Source organism: Longibacter salinarum (assembly GCF_002554795.1).
Lineage (GTDB): Bacteria > Bacteroidota > Rhodothermia > Rhodothermales > Salinibacteraceae > Longibacter > Longibacter salinarum.
On sequence record NZ_PDEQ01000004.1, the window covers coordinates 207,278 to 223,921 of the forward strand.

Here is a 16,644-nt window from a genome sequence, read left to right on the forward strand (position 1 = left end):
GGATTCTACACTCGCGCTCCTGCGCTACTTCAACTCGTAGGTGACGCGACCGAGGATAAGGCGACCGATCTGCGGAGCTCCGACGAACTCTCTGTGCTCGTTGTTGAGCACGTTATCGGCTGTGACGTCGAACCGAAGTCCATTGCCGAACGCATATCCCGCCGACAGATCGACGAGGAAATACGAATCGACGTTTCCATTGTACGGTCCGCTCTGAACGGGAAAGCCGTCTACGTACTCACCGGCGACGCCAAATGCCCAACCGCTGTTGAACGAAAAGTTGGCGCCGGACTTCATTTTGAACGAAGGCGCATTGAGGGCAACGCTCAACTGCTCGTTTGCTTCGTCCAGCTCTTCATTGGTGAAGAACTCATCGCTCATGAAGCTGAAGCTCGTGTAGAGCTCGGCCACGTCGGCGGGTGTGTAGAAGATGCTTCCCTCTACTCCCCAGTACTCGACCTCACCGAAGTTACGGTAGCTCACCAGACCACCGACCTGCTGAACGCCGTCCGGCGTGGGCGTGTCCAGCAGATTGTTGGCATTATCCGGCTGAACCACGGCTGACGGCGTGCCTCCCACGGTACCTGCGAGCAACTCGTACACCTGGCTGCGCACCGTCATGCTCGAGTTATCCAGAATGTCCTGGAGGAGCGCTTCGGCATTCGGGTCAGACTGAATGATCTGCTCGATATTCTGGTAGGCGAACTCCGGGCTCAGGTAGACAAAGGGGGATTGCTGCCGGAGCGGCCCGATGAAGTTCTGCTTCTGCTCGAAGTACCCCGCCATCTCCAGCGAAACGCGTTCGAACTGGCCTTTGTAGCCAACCTCAATCGTTTGCGTCATGGTCTGGCCCAGCGGCTCGATGTCTGCAGGACCGGCAACCGGCTCGTACCCCAGCGCGGCTTTGTCGTCCAGGAGGCCAAGGCGAACGCTTCCATTCGCCTCATTCGCTGTCGCCGACGGATCCGCGCTGCCCGCCACCTGCGCCAGAAGGCGCCTAAACGTTTCGATGTTGCTCTGTCCGAGCGTCTCGATGAGATCCTGCGACAAATCCCCGGTTTCGAGTTGCGACTCGAAGAAGGCGACCGTCGCTCGGTAGACCGGGGCGACCGGGTAGTTTCGTAGCGAGACCGGTTCATCGAATCCAACCCCCGTTGACGTCGTATTCGGGACGAAAAAGCGAATGGCCGGGTTCGGTGCAGTATTCTGCCGGTTCGAGCGGAATGTATCAAACGTAAACCCGTCAACCGCCCCGATGCCGCGAAGTGAGACGTTGAACTCACCAAGCTGGTTGTTGCTGAGAATCGTCCGGTTCCGCGCTTCGATATCCAGGAAGTAATTCTTCGTCTGGGGCGCAGAGTACGAACGGTTGTAACTCACGCGCACGCTGTTGCCGGGCGCAAATCGGTACACCAGCGCACCACGGGGCGAGCCACGAAGCTGCTCCGTCACGTTGTTATAGTCGCCACGGAGAGCCGCTGTAAAGTCGACGTTGTCACCCATCGCGAAGGTGGCCTGCGCGTAGGTCCCGTACTGATTGATGGCATCGCGATGTTCAAAACGGCCCGTCACCGTGCCGTTCGTTCGCGGACGAACAAAATCGGCATCCACACCCACGGTCAGGTCAGCGTTAAGGCCCGAAAGAATCGTGTTGTACTGAAGCTGACCATTCCACTGAAGCGACTCGTCGAAGAGCGACTCACCGCTGCCGTACACGTACGAATTGTCGCCACTGTCGATCTCATTGTAGTAAACCTGCCCGAAGAAGCCACCCTGCCGGATGCGAAGCTGGCCGTAGCGATAGCCGTACATATCAGACTGGATCGTTCCGATGCCTGATTGCACGACGCTCTTGGCGCCGCTGTATCCACCGTTCACAGCCACGCGCGTATCCGACGTCGGACGCCATTCAATGAGACCCGAGGTCGACATGGAACGGTGGTCTTTTTCACGGCGAAGGCGGTAGTCGCGAGACCCGTCGCCGTTGTAGTCACTCACCGAGACACGCCGGCCGTCCGGAACGTTGTAATACTCGGAGTAGATGCGATAGTCTTCGATTTCGCGGATGTCTTCAGGGTCGTCCGGGTCGAGCATCCATTCGTCTGCCCGGGCAAACCGTCCCGTGACCTTGAAGCCAAAGTCATTGAGGTGTCCGGCCGCTCGCATTTCTCCTCCTGCATACGCGCGCGATCCTCCCGTCGCGGACACCGTCACGCTGGGATCGCCGAACGGATCGCGGCTGAAGAAGTGAACAACACCATTCGCGACACCCGGGCCGTACAGCGCCGAACCCGGACCACGCACCACCTCCACGCGCTCGACGTCGACCGACGGAAGCGGCATGATGGCGAACAGGTTGGCGTCGAGAGCAGGCACGGCTGCCTCACGGTAGTCCGACAGCACATACGTGTCGCCACTGAACGCATTGTTGAATCCACGCAGGACGAGCTCCCGACTATTGATACCGGTCCGAGCCACGTCGACGCTCATGGCACGACGAACAGCGGATGCCGGCGAGGTAGACACCGTCTGCTCTACGTCTTCCCGGGCAATCACCGAAATTGACGCCGGAGCATCGAGAATTTTCTCCTGTCGACGGGACGCCGAGACGACGACCTGCTCGAGCGACTGACTCGCCAGCTTCATCTCAATCTGAACACGATTGAGATCATCCGGCAACACGGACACTTCCCGGGTCTGCTTCTGGTAGCCGACGAATGAAACCTCCAGGATGTACGAGCCCGTTTCGAGGTCTTCGAGGCGAAACTCTCCGTCAACGGAGGCCGTCGCTCCCGCATAAGCTGAGGCTTCCGGCCCGGTTCGAAGGACGATATTGGCCCCGGGCAGGGGCCCGCCATCGTTCGCGTCCACGACGGTACCGACAATAGCGCCCGTATCTTGAGCGGCGACCTCGAAGGGTGAGATCGCACAGGCGATGAGGGCGAGCATGAGGATGATAAGCGAGCGCCCGAGAGCGCGACCTTTGGAAACGAGGCCGAACCGATCCTCGTGCGCCGCAGCGCCGGACACCGACCGCGCCTGCGCAGGGTAGTTTGAGTTTTGCATTGGAGAGAGAAGCAACATGAATCGATGAACGTCCCGTTTCCCACTCCTCCCTCTTAGAGTTGCCCTCCATATGAAGCGAGGGGCGAATGGGAAACGTCTACGAACGTAGATACCTCATCCAATGGCGCACTGTCCAGTCATCCAGAATGACACGAGACGGATTCTACGTCTCTTTATCGAAATTAATCGATCTAAACATCAACTCCACGTGGCCTCCTTACCACGTTCATTTTTGAGTATTTGAGCTTCACAATTTCACCTGTCAAGTCCCTTCAACAAACCTTCTCCCACGATGAAAAAGCGAACTCGTCTACAAAAACGTTCTAAAAAAATCGCTACCAGGTGGGATGTTCGATTTCCTAATGCCACAACGCCGCCCCGGCGACGCGATGCTGTGGTCGGAGACTATTTCTCTTCTCGGGGCCAGGAAGTGTCGTCGGGAAGTGGTGCGTTTGGATCCTGCATGACGAGCTCCTCCGGCACGTCATTGCGCTGCTTATCCGGGTTAATGACGGAAATGATAGGCAGCGCCAGCGCCGTAAAGAAGGGACCAAGGGCAGCGATCAAAAATTCTTGCTGCAACTCCACCATGTCATCATCAAACCGTCCCTCCTCGTCGAGGTGACCGTTGATGTCGAGGTAGAGCACACGCGGCCACCCGGGGAAGCGGTCCTCCGACTCTTTCAGCAGGCCGAACACATCCTGTGCAGCCGCCACGAAGCCGTCCTCCTCGCCCACGATGTGGTAGATCGACACCGTGTTATCGAAGTTCATGTGGATGCCCGGCGCGTCCGGCTTATCGTACTCCGGCACGAAGTCCGGCATGTCTTTCTGATCGTTGGAGGCCATAGCCACGACTCGGTTAGACGTCAAAAGGGATATCACGTGCGTTGAATGACGGCCGTATCGACAGGATTCCCCCACACAGCGATTTGACACGCGCAATCACACCACGTTGGAGAGAAGGAACGAACGCGCCAGATTCTCGGGCACTTCGCCTGGGCGCAGACGCGCCATAGGAAAAAAGGACCGTTGTGTAGCCCAAAACAAGCCACCGTCGCACGGCCACTTTCGCTCTTTCCCAACTCACCGTCGCACGGCCGTGCGACGGTGAGGGTTTGGATCAAACTCTGAATACCTTTTGGGCGGACAGCTTCGGACGCCAAAGGCTCCCGTACGTTGAACGCTGTACTCTGAACCCTGAACCTTGAAAACCTGTTTGGCGGGCAGCCTTCGGCACTCCCAACGTACGGACCTCCTGATGGTCGGTCCTCGCGACGCTCGTCACACTAGGCGGGGTTGATTATGCGCTCTGTGTCTGTCGCCTATCCGACAAAAAGGTTATGAACGCTGAACTTTGAACCCTGAACCCCGAACTTGAAACTACTTCACGCCGCCATCCCCATGTCTTCGGCCTCTTCCTCCGGTTCCTCGTCTAATCCATCCGTGATGTCCGAGTCATCATCGCTCATGCTATCGAGGTCAACATCCTCGTCCTCCATCTGGGCAACGAGGCGAGCCCGTTCCAGCTCCTCCCGGATGAAGGGCGACGTGTGCGTATCGGCATCGGCGAGTGCCTCCGGCGTACCGGCGAAGACAATCTCTCCACCGCCTTCGCCCCCTTCCGGCCCGAGGTCGATCACGTGATCCGCGGTTTTCACCACATCCATGTTGTGCTCGATAACGATCACGGTGTTGCCCTTCTTTACAAGCGCACGCAGCACATTCAGCAGGTGACGGATGTCCTCGAAGTGCATCCCCGTCGTTGGCTCATCGAGAATGTAGAGCGTGTCGCCCGTTCCCGGTCGCGAGAGCTCCTTGGACAGTTTCACGCGCTGCGCTTCTCCACCGGACAGCGTCGTGGACTGCTGGCCGAGCGTGATGTAGCCAAGTCCGACCGCGTCCAGGGTCCGGAGCTTACGCATGATGCGCGGCTGGTTCTCGAAAAACTCCAGCGCCTCGCTCACGGTCATCGCCAGCACGTCCGCGATGGACTTCCCCTTGAAGCGGACCTGCAGCGTCTCCTCATTGTAGCGCTTGCCGCCGCACTCGTCGCAGGTGACCTCGACGTCCGGAAGGAAGTTCATCTCGAGCTTCACCGTTCCGGTGCCGTCGCACTTCTTGCAGCGACCGCCCTTCGTGTTGAAACTGAAGCGTCCCTTGTCGTACCCCCGGATCTTGGCCTCCGGCACCTTCGCGAAGAGATCGCGCAGGTAGTCCATCAGCTTGGTATACGTCGCCGGATTCGACCGTGGAGTCCGGCCGATGGGCTGCTGGTCGATCTCGATCACCTTGTCGATGTTGTCGATACCCTCGATTTCATCGTGCGGCAGTGGGACCATCTTCGCCCTGTGATGATGCCGCGCAAGGATCGGATAGAGCGTCTGGTTGACGAGCGTCGACTTACCGGACCCGCTCACGCCCGTGATCGCCGTGAGCGTCCCGAGGGGAAACTCGACGTCCTGCCCCTTCAGGTTATGGCCAGTTGCACCCTTCAGGACCATCGATTCACCGGTCCCGGGATTCCGTTTCTCCGGGATGGAGATGGCGCGATGCCCCTGCAGGTACGCCGCAGTCAGGCTCTCGAAGGTATAGTGGTCGCTCTTGTACGCCTCGGCGCGCTCGGCCACGGTGCTGGTTGCCTCTCCGTTCGCGGCCACGCCCGTGCGCTCGGTCGGGTCCACGGTCAGCGCGTCGGGCGACCCCGCCGTCATGACGTGTCCGCCGTGCGTACCGGCGCCCGGACCGAGGTCGATCACGTAGTCGGCCGCCTCCATGATCTCGCGATCGTGCTCCACCACGAGCACCGAGTTGCCGAGATCGCGAAGGTTCTGCAGGCTCTTGATCAGGCGCGTGTTGTCGCGCGGATGCAGGCCGATGGATGGCTCATCCAAAACATACAGCACACCGGTGAGCTGCGTCCCGACCTGCGTTGCGAGGCGAATCCGCTGACTTTCACCACCGGAGAGCGTGCGCGCCGTGCGATCGAGGGTCAGGTATCCGACGCCGACGCCAATCAGGAAGTCGAGGCGTTCCTTCACCTCTTTAATGATCGGTTCGGCGATCGTCTTCTGGCGTCCTTCCTCCAGCTCCACGTCCTCGAAGAACTGGCGGAGCTTCGTCAGGTCCATGTTGGCGAGGTCGGCAATCGTCTTGCCGGCGACCTTGTAGCTCAGACTTTCTTTCTTGAGCCGACCGCCGCCGCACTTCGGACATGGCATCTTGCGCATGAACGACTCCGCCCAGCGCCGCTGCTTCGACGAATTCGTGTTCTCGTACGTGTGCCAGATGTGCTGATACAGTCCGCCGTAGCGGTGCTTGTACCGGACTTCACGGCCCTTGTATTTGTAGACGATGTCGAACTGCTGCTCACCGGCCCCCTCGAGGATCACGTCGAGTTGCTCGTCGGTCAACTCTTCGATCGGCGTCTCGAAATCGAAGTTGTACGCCTCCGCCACCGCCTCGAGCTGGCTGAAGATCCAGATGTCGCGCGGCTTCCCGAGAGGAACGAGGCCGCCCTGCTGGATGGTTTTCGACGGATCGGGGATCATCAGCTCCTTGTCAAGCTCGTTCGTCACCCCGAGGCCGTCGCATTCCTGACACGCGCCATACGGCGTGTTGAACGAGAACATGTTCGGCGACGCCTCATCGTAACTGAGTCCCGTCTCCGGATCCACCAGGTGGCGACTGAAGAGATGGTCGCCCTCCTCGACGCCCTCCGGCGAGCCCGACACGATGCTGGCTATGAGCGTACCGCCGCCCATGTCAAGCGCCGTGCTGACGGACTTGTTCACCCGGGCGCGAATACCGTCTTTCACGACGAGGCGATCGATCACCACCTCGATGTCGTGTGTCTTGTAGCGATCGAGCTTCATGCCCTTCTCGTACTCGCGCATCTCGCCGTCGATACGGAAGCGCTCGAAGCCCTGGCTGGCCGTCTGCTCGAACAGCTCGCGGTAATGCCCTTTCCGGGCCTTCACCACCGGAGCGAGAATCATCAGGCGGGTGCCCTCCGGCACATCCAGGATGCCGTCGATAATCTCATCGTCCGATTGCTTCCGCATCCGGTTGCCGGTCTCGTACGAATAGGCCGTCGCCGCACGAGCATAGAGCAGACGAAGAAAGTCGTACACCTCCGTGACCGTGCCAACGGTTGACCGCGGGTTGCCCGAGACCGTCTTCTGCTCGATGGAAATGACCGGCGAGAGACCGTCGATGTAGTCGACCTCCGGCCGCTCCATCATTTCGAGAAACTGCCGGGCGTAGGCCGACAGGCTCTCCATGTAGCGCCGCTGCCCCTCGGCAAAGATCGTATCGAAAGCAAGGCTCGACTTGCCAGAGCCCGACAGGCCCGTGATGACCACGAGATCGTTGCGGGGAATATCGAGGTCGACGTTCTGCAGGTTGTGCTCGCGCGCGCCGCGGATCGTGATGCGTTCGTGCATGCGGGGCTGGGGGAGAAGGCGGGAAATGCTCGGGCGAGGGTCCGCGTCGTTGGACCACGAACCAATTCATAGCAAACGACAGGCCCAATTTCCGATCCGAAACCGGAATCTCGGGCGTCGAAACCATCCACCTTACACGATCTTGCGGAACGCCCGTTTCAGCGTTTTCGGTCACACACATGTGTCCCGGGCGGAATTGCGGGATGTGTCACAATTGGGAAGGGCAATGCGAAATGGGGAATGCGAAGGGCGAAACGGCATGAATAAAGCTGGCAGCGTTAACCAGCGCGTGTCCACTATCTTCCTTCTACACCCCGTCCGGCCTGCCCTGCGGCACGTCGTCGCTCACGAAAACGGCCGCGGCGACGGTGCGGCCGACAACCTCCGTCTTGGGGCCATCGGGCGTGTGCACGGTGAGCGTGAGGGGGCCGTCGAACGGGGCGCGTTCCTCGACGTCGACGCGCGTTCGCGGCATCAGGCCTAGATCTTCGAGATGATGGAGGAGCTTCGGGTCGGCGTCTTCCAGGTGGTGGACCTGCACGCTGGTTCCCGCCTTCACGTGGACGAGCGGGCGGGCGCTGACTTCGGCCACCGTGCCGTCGCGTGACGGGATCGGGTGGCCGTGCGGGTCGTGCGTCGGGTAGTCGAGCAGCTCTTCCAGCTTGCTCTCAAACTCCTCAGAAATGTGGTGCTCTAAGTGCTCCGCTTCCTCGTGCAACTGCTCCCACGAGTAGTCCATCACCTCCTTCAGGTACAGCTCTAAAAGACGGTGATGGCGGATAATCTCGAGCGCTACTTTCGTGCCCGCTTCCGTCAGGGTGACGCCGCGATATGACTCGTAGACGAGCATCCCGAGTTCATCCAGACGCTGCACCATATTCGTGACAGACGCGGACGATACCTCCATGGCGTCGGCAACCGCGCTGGTCGACACCGGCGGGTCGTGCCGAACCTGCAGCTTATAAATCGCCTTGAGGTAATCTTCTATGGTCGGGCTCAGCATGAACGGTACGGCGGTAGCAGAGAGCATCGATCGTTCGACGAACCCGCACGGGTTTCCGTTTGATCCCCGCACACGGTTTCGAAATGACATCTGACCTTTTTGAATGTCACTTATGCTAGACATTCATCAATAGACAAACCGACCCTCTATTACCCAGTCTTGCAGTTACCTAAATAGATATAGATATTACGTCTTGTTGACACGTCTACCAACGACACGTTTAGCTCTTTTTTGTTGGCTTCTGGATACGACGTCTCTCCTGAGTCCCGCTATCGTTTTAGCATTTTTCGCCTGCCATACCGCGGGCTGTCCATTCTGGACATTCGAGAATTTGTCGATTGTCGCACGCTGAATCAGCTCTACTTCATGTCTTTGTGTACCAAGCACGTTCGATACCTTCGTCCCCTTCTGATTGCGATATCCCTTCTGGGTATATCGGTCACGTCAGGTCACACCCAGCCGGTCGAACCGGGTCCCGCAGAGTGGAAAGAAATCTCGGATGCGGAACTGGACTTCACCGAATACCCCGCCGACTCAAATGCTACGGCCGTAATTCTATCCGATGTCGGTCGGCTTGAGATCTCCCGCCGTGACCGTTTCCGTCTCGAACGCTCAACCCGCGTTAAGCTGCTCGACGAGGCCGCGTTCGACGAACACGGTACCGTGTCGCTCACCTATCGCTCCGCTCACAACCGGGAAGATGTCCGCAGCATTGAGGGCCACACGTTCGTCCGGAGCGACGACGGATCGATCCAGCTAGTCGAAATCCATGACAACGATATCTTTGAAGAGGAAATACGTGACGGCGTCCACCGCGTTACCTTCACGCTGCCCAACCTGGAGCCGGGCGCGGTGATCGAATACCGGTACGAGTCCTACTCCAAGGACGTTCTTTCCCTACCGACCTGGCACTTCCAGTCGTCAGAGCCAACCGTGTATAGCGAATACGAGACTCGCATTCCGAACTGGCTCGATTACATCATTATGACTCACGGTTCGAACGACTTCGACGAGAAAACCGACAGGGAAGTGATGAATGAGCGTCGCAAACGCTGGGTGGCAACAAACATTCCCGCCCTCCGCGCGGAGCCGTTCATAACCACGCTCGAAAATTACAGGATGTCTCTGACCTTTCAGCTGAATCGGTACAAGAATCCTCGTACAGGACAGGAAAGGCATTTCATCACATCGTGGCCAACGCTCGCCGAGATGCTTATTGAGGACCCGAGACTTGGGGAGCAACTCGGCCGTCACGGCAATGTCAACGATCGCGTCGAATCGATCGTCGACCACCTCAAATCGAAGGAGGAAAAGATGCAGGCAATCTATTCCTTCGTAGCGAACACCATGAACTGGGATGGTCGCAGTAGCGCGTTCGCTTCGAAAGGAGGCCTGGACGACGCTCTGGAACGAGGGAGAGGAACGACAGGGGACATCAACCTTCTGCTCTGCTCCATGCTTCGAATCGCCGGCATTGACGCTTACCCCGTACTCATCAGCACGCGAAGCAACGGTGCGCCCATGCCTATCTACCCGTTCCTATCGCAGTTCAACTCGGTGATCGTCCAGTTAGAAATTGATGACGAGCCTATCTTTCTCGATGCCACGAGTCCTGCCCGTCCCATGGGTATGCTCCCGTACCGTGCCCTGAACGGGCAGGGGTGGAAGATTGCAGCGAAGCCAACGTGGATCCCCATTCCCCCGACGGCTACCCAGTTTCGCAGCAGCCTGATCCGCGCGAGCATTTCCCCAAGCGGCGATGTCTCGGCGAATGTCAGCGTCACGAATAAATCCATCTCTGCGGTTCGAAATCGCGAACGCCTTGCAGAAGCCGAATCTCCACAAGCCTTCATTCGAGATGCACTACTGGATTCGGAGGCAGACGTCAAGGATGTCACAACCTCCGGCCTCACGGTCGACGATCCAAATCTTCAGACGTCTGCAACCGTCACCCTTCCATCATACGCTCAGGTTGCCGGTGACACGATATACCTGAACCCGGTAATTATCGGGCGGCCGGAAGAGAACCCGTTAAAAGCGGAGACGCGGTCCTTCCCGGTCGATTTCGGATATCCTCGCCAAAGCATCTACACGCTGTCTCTCATGATTCCGGAAGGCTGGGAGATTGCGGAAATGCCGGAAAACAAGGTTGTCGAAATGACAGACAACGTCGCCTTTCAGCGCATAGTGCAGGCAAACGACCAAGTAATTAGCATGCGAATAATACAGGTATTAAACAGTACGCGCTTTGCTCCCGACGTGTACGATAAGCTGCGAGGCTACTTTGAAGACATCACCGCTGCTCAGAATGAGCCGATCGTTCTGAAACGCACCACCGAAGACGGGACAAGCGAGTCTCGCTAACGATTGCAACGCGTCCGTCGAGAAAGAGGCTCGGCGGGCGCATGCCACGATCACCGATCATGGCGACGGCACCGTGACGTACGTCCGGCACATCGAGATGCCGCACGAAGAACTCGAGGCCAGTGCGTACCCGGCGTTTCGCGAGCTCGTTCGCGCGATGGCCCGGAACGAACGGGAGCAGATGGTCCTCGTCCAGCAGTAAGAACCAGGTCAACAGACCGGATATTTTCGAGCGGTCCGAGGCCAGCGTCCCGGACCGTTTGCATTGAACCCTCCCTTCTGCACACCACAGATGACCGCGTGTTGCGCGTGAGGTCGGCGTCATGCATGTTGTAGCGGACGCAGTTATCCTCCGACTCCCCGACAGCATGCCCTCCTTCCGCTCGATGGTTCGCCCGTCCGGCCGTCTTCTTTCGCTGGCCCTTGCCCTTCTGCTCGCCATCTCCAGCGGTACGGCCCTCCCGACCGCCCACGCACAGGTCAAGCCCGGCGACATACCCGAGAACTACTATTTCCCGGCCACAACGGCCTTCGACGAAGCGATTCCCTCCCCCTCCGACTTTCTCGGATACGACATCGGGACGTACCACACGCGCCATGCTCGCATCGTGGCGTACTTCCGTGAGCTGGCTCGCGCCTCCGACCGCGTCGAAATCCGCGACGTGGGCCGGACGAACGAGTTTCGACCGATGATCTACGCTGTCATCACCTCGCCGGAGAATCACGCGAACCTGGAGTCGCTCCGTCAGCAGCACCTCGCCATCAGCGACCCGGCGGCCGATGCTCCGGACCTCGCCGAGCAGCCGATTGTCGTTCAGCTGGGGTACGGCGTGCACGGCAACGAGACGTCGTCCAGCGAGGTCGCGATGCTACAGGCGTACGCGCTTGCCGCTGAGCAGGGATCCGAGGCGGAGGAGCGGCTGGAGAAGGGCATTTTTCTCGTCGAACCGGTGCTCAACCCGGACGGGCGCGACCGGCATACGAACTGGGCGAACATGCACCGCGGCGATCCGCTGGTCGCCGACCCGCTCGACCGGGAGCACAACGAGGTGTGGCCGAGCGGGCGCACGAACCACTACTGGTTCGACCTCAACCGGGACTGGCTCCCGCTCACGCAGATCGAGAGCCGCAACCGCGTCGCCTTCTACCACCGCTGGCGCCCGAACCTCGTGACGGACGTCCACGAGATGGGCACAGACAACACATACTTTTTCGAGCCGACGGAGCCGGTCGACTCCTGGAATCCGCTGGTTCCGGACCGGGTCTACACGGAGCTTACTGCTCCGTTTGCCGATGCTTACGCTGAAGCGCTCGACGATATCGGCACCTTGTATTTCACGAAGGAGATTTTCGACAACTCCTACCCGGGCTACGGATCGACGTATCCGAACATGCAGGGCGGACTGGGATTCGTCTTCGAGCAGGCCAGCGCCCGCGGCCACATTCAGCAGAGTGACAGCCGGCTCGTCACCTTTCCCTATACGATCCGCAACCAGCTTCGCACGTCGCTCGCTACGGTGGAAACCGCGATCGAGCAGCGTGAACGCCTCCTCCGGCACCAGCGCACCTTCTTCACCTCTGCGCTGGACGAGGCCGAGGATTTTCCGGTTTCTGCCTACGTCTTCGGGAACGATGAGAATCAGAGTCGGACGAGGGCTTTCCTCGACCTTCTTCTCCAGCATCAGATTGAGGTCTACGAACTAAATGAGACGGCCGAATATGACGGCCAGACCTTCTCCCCGGGCTCGGCCTACGTCGTTCCGACCCGGCAGGCCCAACACCGGATGGTCCGGACAATGTTCGAAAAGGTGACGTCGTTTGCGGATAGCGTCTTCTACGACACCTCCGCGTGGTCGATGGCACTCTCCTACGGCCTGCCGCATCACGGAGTGGAGCGAGGCTCCGTGCCCCGCGGCGAGCGAGTAACCACGGTGCCATCCCCCGACGGAATCGGACGTGTCCCAGAGAGCTCGTATGCATATCTCGTCGACTGGACGGAAGACCCAGCCGCCCAGGTGCTGAATGCGCTACTCGAGCACGGACTCACCGTGAAAGCGGCATTCGAACCCTTCGAAATACAGACGGATCGAGGCCCGGTCTCCTATCCGCGCGGCTCTGTGCTTCTCCCCGTCCAGCCGCAGTCGATTTCCGCAGATAGCCTGCACCGCGTCGTCGAGGCCGTCGAGAAAGAGGCCGGAATGAACATCGACGCCGTACCGAGCGGATTTGCTCGCAGCGGGATCGACCTCGGTAGCCCGGCCTTTCAGCCGATCGAAAAGCCCAACGCGCTCATGATCGTTGGAAACGGCGTGTCGGGGTACGAAGCCGGGCAGGTCTGGTACGTACTCGACACGCGCGTCGATATGCCCATCACGAAGGTGGCTCGTGCGGATCTGGATCGTGTCCACCTGCCGGATTACAATGCACTCGTCATGGTCTCCGGCCGATACGATGACCTGCCCCAGCGCTTCATGGATGACCTCCAGCGGTGGATCGAGGCCGGGAATACGCTAATAACGATTCGGGGCGCGACGCCGTGGGCGATTCGCTCGGGCCTCGCCAACGACTCAACACTCATCGATGGCATGGATTCCGTCCCAACGGCCTCAATCGGGGAGAGCGACGATATGCCGGCCCGTTTCGACTACGAAACCGCAGCGGACCGTCGGGGCGCGCAGCGCATCGGCGGCGCTATTTTCGAAGCCGACCTCGACCTGACACACCCGCTCGGATTCGGCTACACGCCGCGCAGCCTGCCGGTCTACCGGGACCACGACATCCTGCTTCCGCCCGCTGCGAATCCGTTCAGCACCGTCGCCCAGTACGTCGATGCCCCTCGCCTGAGCGGATACGTCTCCGAAGCGAATCGGGACACGCTCGGAGGCACCGCGTCTCTCGTCGTCGACCAGGTCGGCCGGGGACGCATCGTTCTCTTCGCGGACAACCCGAACTTCCGCGGCATGTGGCTCGGAACCGGACGCCTCTTCTTCAACGCCCTGTTTTTCGGCTCTCACATCTACACTCCCTAGTCCGGCGACAAATGGTCATCGCATAGAAAACGGGCTCCCTCCGATTGCCGGAAGGAGCCCGTTTCTCATCGTGCGTCTAAATCATCAGACGCAAGCCAAATCCATCAGGACTAGTTGTCCGACGGAGCGTCTTCGATGATTGCCTGCGCACCGACAGCCAAACCACCTTCTGCGGTGGGTATGTCAGCTGCGATACCGGTGACGTAGGCGCCTTCTGTGATCGGCAGCTCACCCGTCCCCTGACCAATCGGGACCTCGAGCGCTGGCTGCGTGCCGCCAGCCGCTGTGACGTATACGGACTGCTGCGGCCCCGAACTTAGTTCGCGCGTCGCAAACGCACCGGACGTGCCGAGGAGACGGCTACCCGTATCTTGCGTAAACGTGAAGTCGGCAACAAGAGGGGTCAAACCGCTCAGGTCGTCCTGACCGGCTTCCGCAATGTATACATCGACGCCGTTCGCAAAGTTATCCTCGGCAAGCGCTGAACCGTGGACGAGGCGAAGGCCGATCTGTCCCGCACCAAGATCTGGGAACTGGTCGCGAAGGAGAATGGCTTCTGGCGCCTCCGTCGTGGCCGCAACCGCACCGGCGACGATCACCGTATACCGGGCGTCGGCTGCCAGATTGGCCTGGTCGACACTCACCGAATTAACGACCGTACCGTCTTGCGCGCGAACCTCAATCGTCGCATCGGTACCGACCGGGACGTCGAGGTAATCCGATGCGTTGACCGGAGACGCGGAGTATGCGAAGTCTCCCGCTACCTCCTGATCATCCAGGAAAACATCGACCGGGCCCGCATCCGGAGAGGAGTGAACAAACCGGACCTGGGCGGTCTGGGTCGTGTCATCTCCGTTGTCGTCGTCATCGTTGCTGTCGCAACCGACCAGCGTTACGACGAGCAGCATGCTGAAGAGGACTGCAAGTACATTCTTCATAGATCAGAGAAAGCCTGTGGTAAAGAATAGGTGTTGAGTCGTTGGAGGCACGTTCCGAACCCATCGCCACGGTGGCGACGTGAGCGGAAGCGCTCCCGGCCATACTATGCTTCCTGCATGATCGCAGGGAGCACCCTCTGGGGTACAAATGCGAATGCGTCATATCTCATGAGGGACCAGATGATCCTTTCGGTCCCGCCATGGCATTGACAACGAGGTAACGTTGTCGCCAGACTCATCGCCGAGCCCGATACAGCCGGGCGATTCATCGTTGGTAGTACACGGATGTGCATGAGAACACCCACGTGCCGCTGCGCCCGAGTAGCAAAGAAGTCGATACGAACACGGAGCGATCCGTCACTGATCACGGTCGATTGCCTGCCTCCGCCCTGCGCGATGCAATAAGATACGCGCTACCCATCGCGATCGGGCGGGTCACGACGGCACGTGCGCGGCATAATGCTGGGCGAGCGGCTTCAGCGCCTCGGGGTACGTCTCGCGAATAAGTACGCGAGCAAGAATCTCTGCTGGATCGACCAGGAGAACGTCACTTCGCTCCTCCACCATCGGTGCCAACGGAAGTTCGGTGCATCCGAGTACGACAGCGTCTGCCCCCTTCTCTACCAGGTGATCGATGGCAATCACGAGGTTCTGGCGCGCCTTGTCTGTGACCGGATTGGTCTGCGCCTTAATGCCGAACTCGGTATCGAAAATCGTGCGATTGACAACCTCCTCCTTGATATCATCGTCCGGGACGACCACGTCAAAACCGGCCGCCTCAAGCGGCTTCCGGTGCAGTCCGAGGTCGTACACCGCCAGCGTCGACAACGTACCGACGGTCTCGACCTGCGGCATGTGCAACTTCATAAAAGCTGCCGTCTCCTCAATCATATGAATCACGCGGATCGAATGCCCTGTGCGGTCGAGTTCGTCCTGCACCACGTCGAGAATAGCCGGCGCGTGGGCGGTATTGCATGGAATGCCCGCGACGACCGCCCCGACGCTCTCCAGCTGCCGGAGGATCTCCGTCATCGCGAACGCTGGATTCAGATCCGTCTGATCGAACAGAAACGTGCTGCGGTCGATGATGCGCTCCGGATAGTTGAGCAGCGCCACCGGGAGGTGCTCGTGATCGCTTCGCGCGTCCGTCTGATCAATGATCTTGCTGACGAGATCAACGCCGGCGGCGGGGCCCATGCCCCCGAGCACACCGATGACATTATCTTTAACCTCCATGCTAAAATATTGGGACGAAAGAAGGGAGCGCTATGAACGACGATCGACCAAACGAGCGCCGGCGGTCAGACCTGCCTCAAAAACCGTTCTTTGAACGTAGAGGTCCCCGAAAACCACATCAAATGAAGAGACGGTTCACTCTTCCGGCACAAACCGTGTCTTTTTTCCATCCGATAAATCGCTTTGCCACCGTCACGGGTCGTTTATGATAAGACTGTGGAGATGCTCGAAGCCGGGGAAAGTCAGCATCTCTTCATGAACCCGATAGGGGGTCCGCCGTTGACACGCGGTGTAGATTTTATTACTGTAAACACAGTCGTGCGATACGCTGCGGGACAGTCGTCTTCCCCGCTCGTCGTGCAAATCCTTGCCCGATGGTCTAATGGCAGGACAGCGGCCTTTGGAGCCGTTAGTGGTGGTTCGAATCCACCTCGGGCAACATCTGACGCGTACATCGACGGCGGCTCGCACCTCTACGGTAGCCGTCGCTCTGGTCCCAGAGGAGGAACGCACTCCGTTTGGGTTGACGATGACGTAGGGACTTGTACTCTAATACAGGCGGG

General features: G+C 59.4%; 8 protein-coding genes and 1 tRNA gene. 3 read left to right on the top strand and 6 right to left on the bottom strand.

The window, feature by feature from the left end:
* Nucleotides 1–24 precede the first annotated feature (24 nt).
* From CRI94_RS09240 to CRI94_RS09255, 4 genes are all read right to left on the bottom strand, one after another.
* Entirely contained in the window at nt 25–3,066 is a 3,042-nt protein-coding gene (locus CRI94_RS09240; RefSeq protein WP_179862230.1) for a TonB-dependent receptor, read from the bottom strand.
* A gap of 405 nt (nt 3,067–3,471) precedes the next feature.
* Nucleotides 3,472–3,915: a hypothetical protein gene (locus CRI94_RS09245; protein WP_098075414.1), complete on the bottom strand. Its 444-nt coding sequence runs from the start codon at nt 3,913–3,915 to the stop codon at nt 3,472–3,474.
* 539 nt (nt 3,916–4,454) lie between these two features.
* The gene (uvrA, locus tag CRI94_RS09250) at nt 4,455–7,511 is read right to left on the bottom strand and encodes an excinuclease ABC subunit UvrA (RefSeq protein WP_098075415.1); all 3,057 of its coding nucleotides are present in this window, start codon (nt 7,509–7,511) and stop codon (nt 4,455–4,457) included.
* A 307-nt stretch (nt 7,512–7,818) separates the two neighbouring features.
* Nucleotides 7,819–8,541 carry a metal-dependent transcriptional regulator gene (locus CRI94_RS09255; protein WP_245846147.1) on the bottom strand — a complete coding sequence of 241 codons (723 nt, stop codon included), beginning with the start codon at nt 8,539–8,541 and terminating at the stop codon, nt 7,819–7,821.
* A 339-nt stretch (nt 8,542–8,880) separates the two neighbouring features.
* Here CRI94_RS09255 and CRI94_RS09260 point away from each other — a divergent pair, with 339 nt between their 5' ends.
* Complete coding sequence (locus CRI94_RS09260) at nt 8,881–10,878, top strand: transglutaminase domain-containing protein (RefSeq protein WP_143815354.1); 1,998 nt, start codon at nt 8,881–8,883, stop codon at nt 10,876–10,878.
* Between the two features lie 368 nt (nt 10,879–11,246).
* On the top strand, nt 11,247–13,907 hold the full coding sequence (locus tag CRI94_RS09265) for a M14 metallopeptidase family protein (protein WP_218919370.1): 2,661 nt from the start codon (nt 11,247–11,249) through the stop codon (nt 13,905–13,907).
* A 110-nt stretch (nt 13,908–14,017) separates the two neighbouring features.
* Here CRI94_RS09265 and CRI94_RS09270 read toward each other — a convergent pair whose 3' ends face one another.
* Both CRI94_RS09270 and CRI94_RS09275 read right to left on the bottom strand, forming a co-directional pair.
* On the bottom strand, nt 14,018–14,845 hold the full coding sequence (locus tag CRI94_RS09270) for a DUF4397 domain-containing protein (protein ID WP_098075419.1): 828 nt from the start codon (nt 14,843–14,845) through the stop codon (nt 14,018–14,020).
* Nucleotides 14,846–15,280: 435 nt separating this feature from the next.
* A complete protein-coding gene (locus CRI94_RS09275) occupies nt 15,281–16,081 on the bottom strand; it encodes an aspartate/glutamate racemase family protein (RefSeq protein WP_098075420.1) in 801 nt (266 codons plus the stop codon).
* A gap of 368 nt (nt 16,082–16,449) precedes the next feature.
* Here CRI94_RS09275 and CRI94_RS09280 point away from each other — a divergent pair.
* A tRNA-Gln gene (locus CRI94_RS09280) sits at nt 16,450–16,520 on the top strand.
* The last annotated feature ends 124 nt before the right edge of the window (nt 16,521–16,644 follow it).

Bases quoted from the DNA above. Each gene is read 5' to 3' on its own strand.
- CRI94_RS09240 (WP_179862230.1), bottom strand. From the start codon at position 3,066: ATGCAAAACTCAAACTACCCTGCGCAGGCGCGGTCGGTGTCCGGCGCT.
- CRI94_RS09245 (WP_098075414.1), bottom strand. From the start codon at position 3,915: ATGGCCTCCAACGATCAGAAAGACATGCCGGACTTCGTGCCGGAGTAC.
- uvrA (WP_098075415.1), bottom strand. From the start codon at position 7,511: ATGCACGAACGCATCACGATCCGCGGCGCGCGCGAGCACAACCTGCAG.
- CRI94_RS09265 (WP_218919370.1), top strand. From the start codon at position 11,247: ATGCCCTCCTTCCGCTCGATGGTTCGCCCGTCCGGCCGTCTTCTTTCG.
- CRI94_RS09275 (WP_098075420.1), bottom strand. From the start codon at position 16,081: ATGGAGGTTAAAGATAATGTCATCGGTGTGCTCGGGGGCATGGGCCCC.
- CRI94_RS09270 (WP_098075419.1), bottom strand. From the start codon at position 14,845: ATGAAGAATGTACTTGCAGTCCTCTTCAGCATGCTGCTCGTCGTAACG.
- CRI94_RS09255 (WP_245846147.1), bottom strand. From the start codon at position 8,541: ATGCTCTCTGCTACCGCCGTACCGTTCATGCTGAGCCCGACCATAGAA.
- CRI94_RS09260 (WP_143815354.1), top strand. From the start codon at position 8,881: ATGTCTTTGTGTACCAAGCACGTTCGATACCTTCGTCCCCTTCTGATT.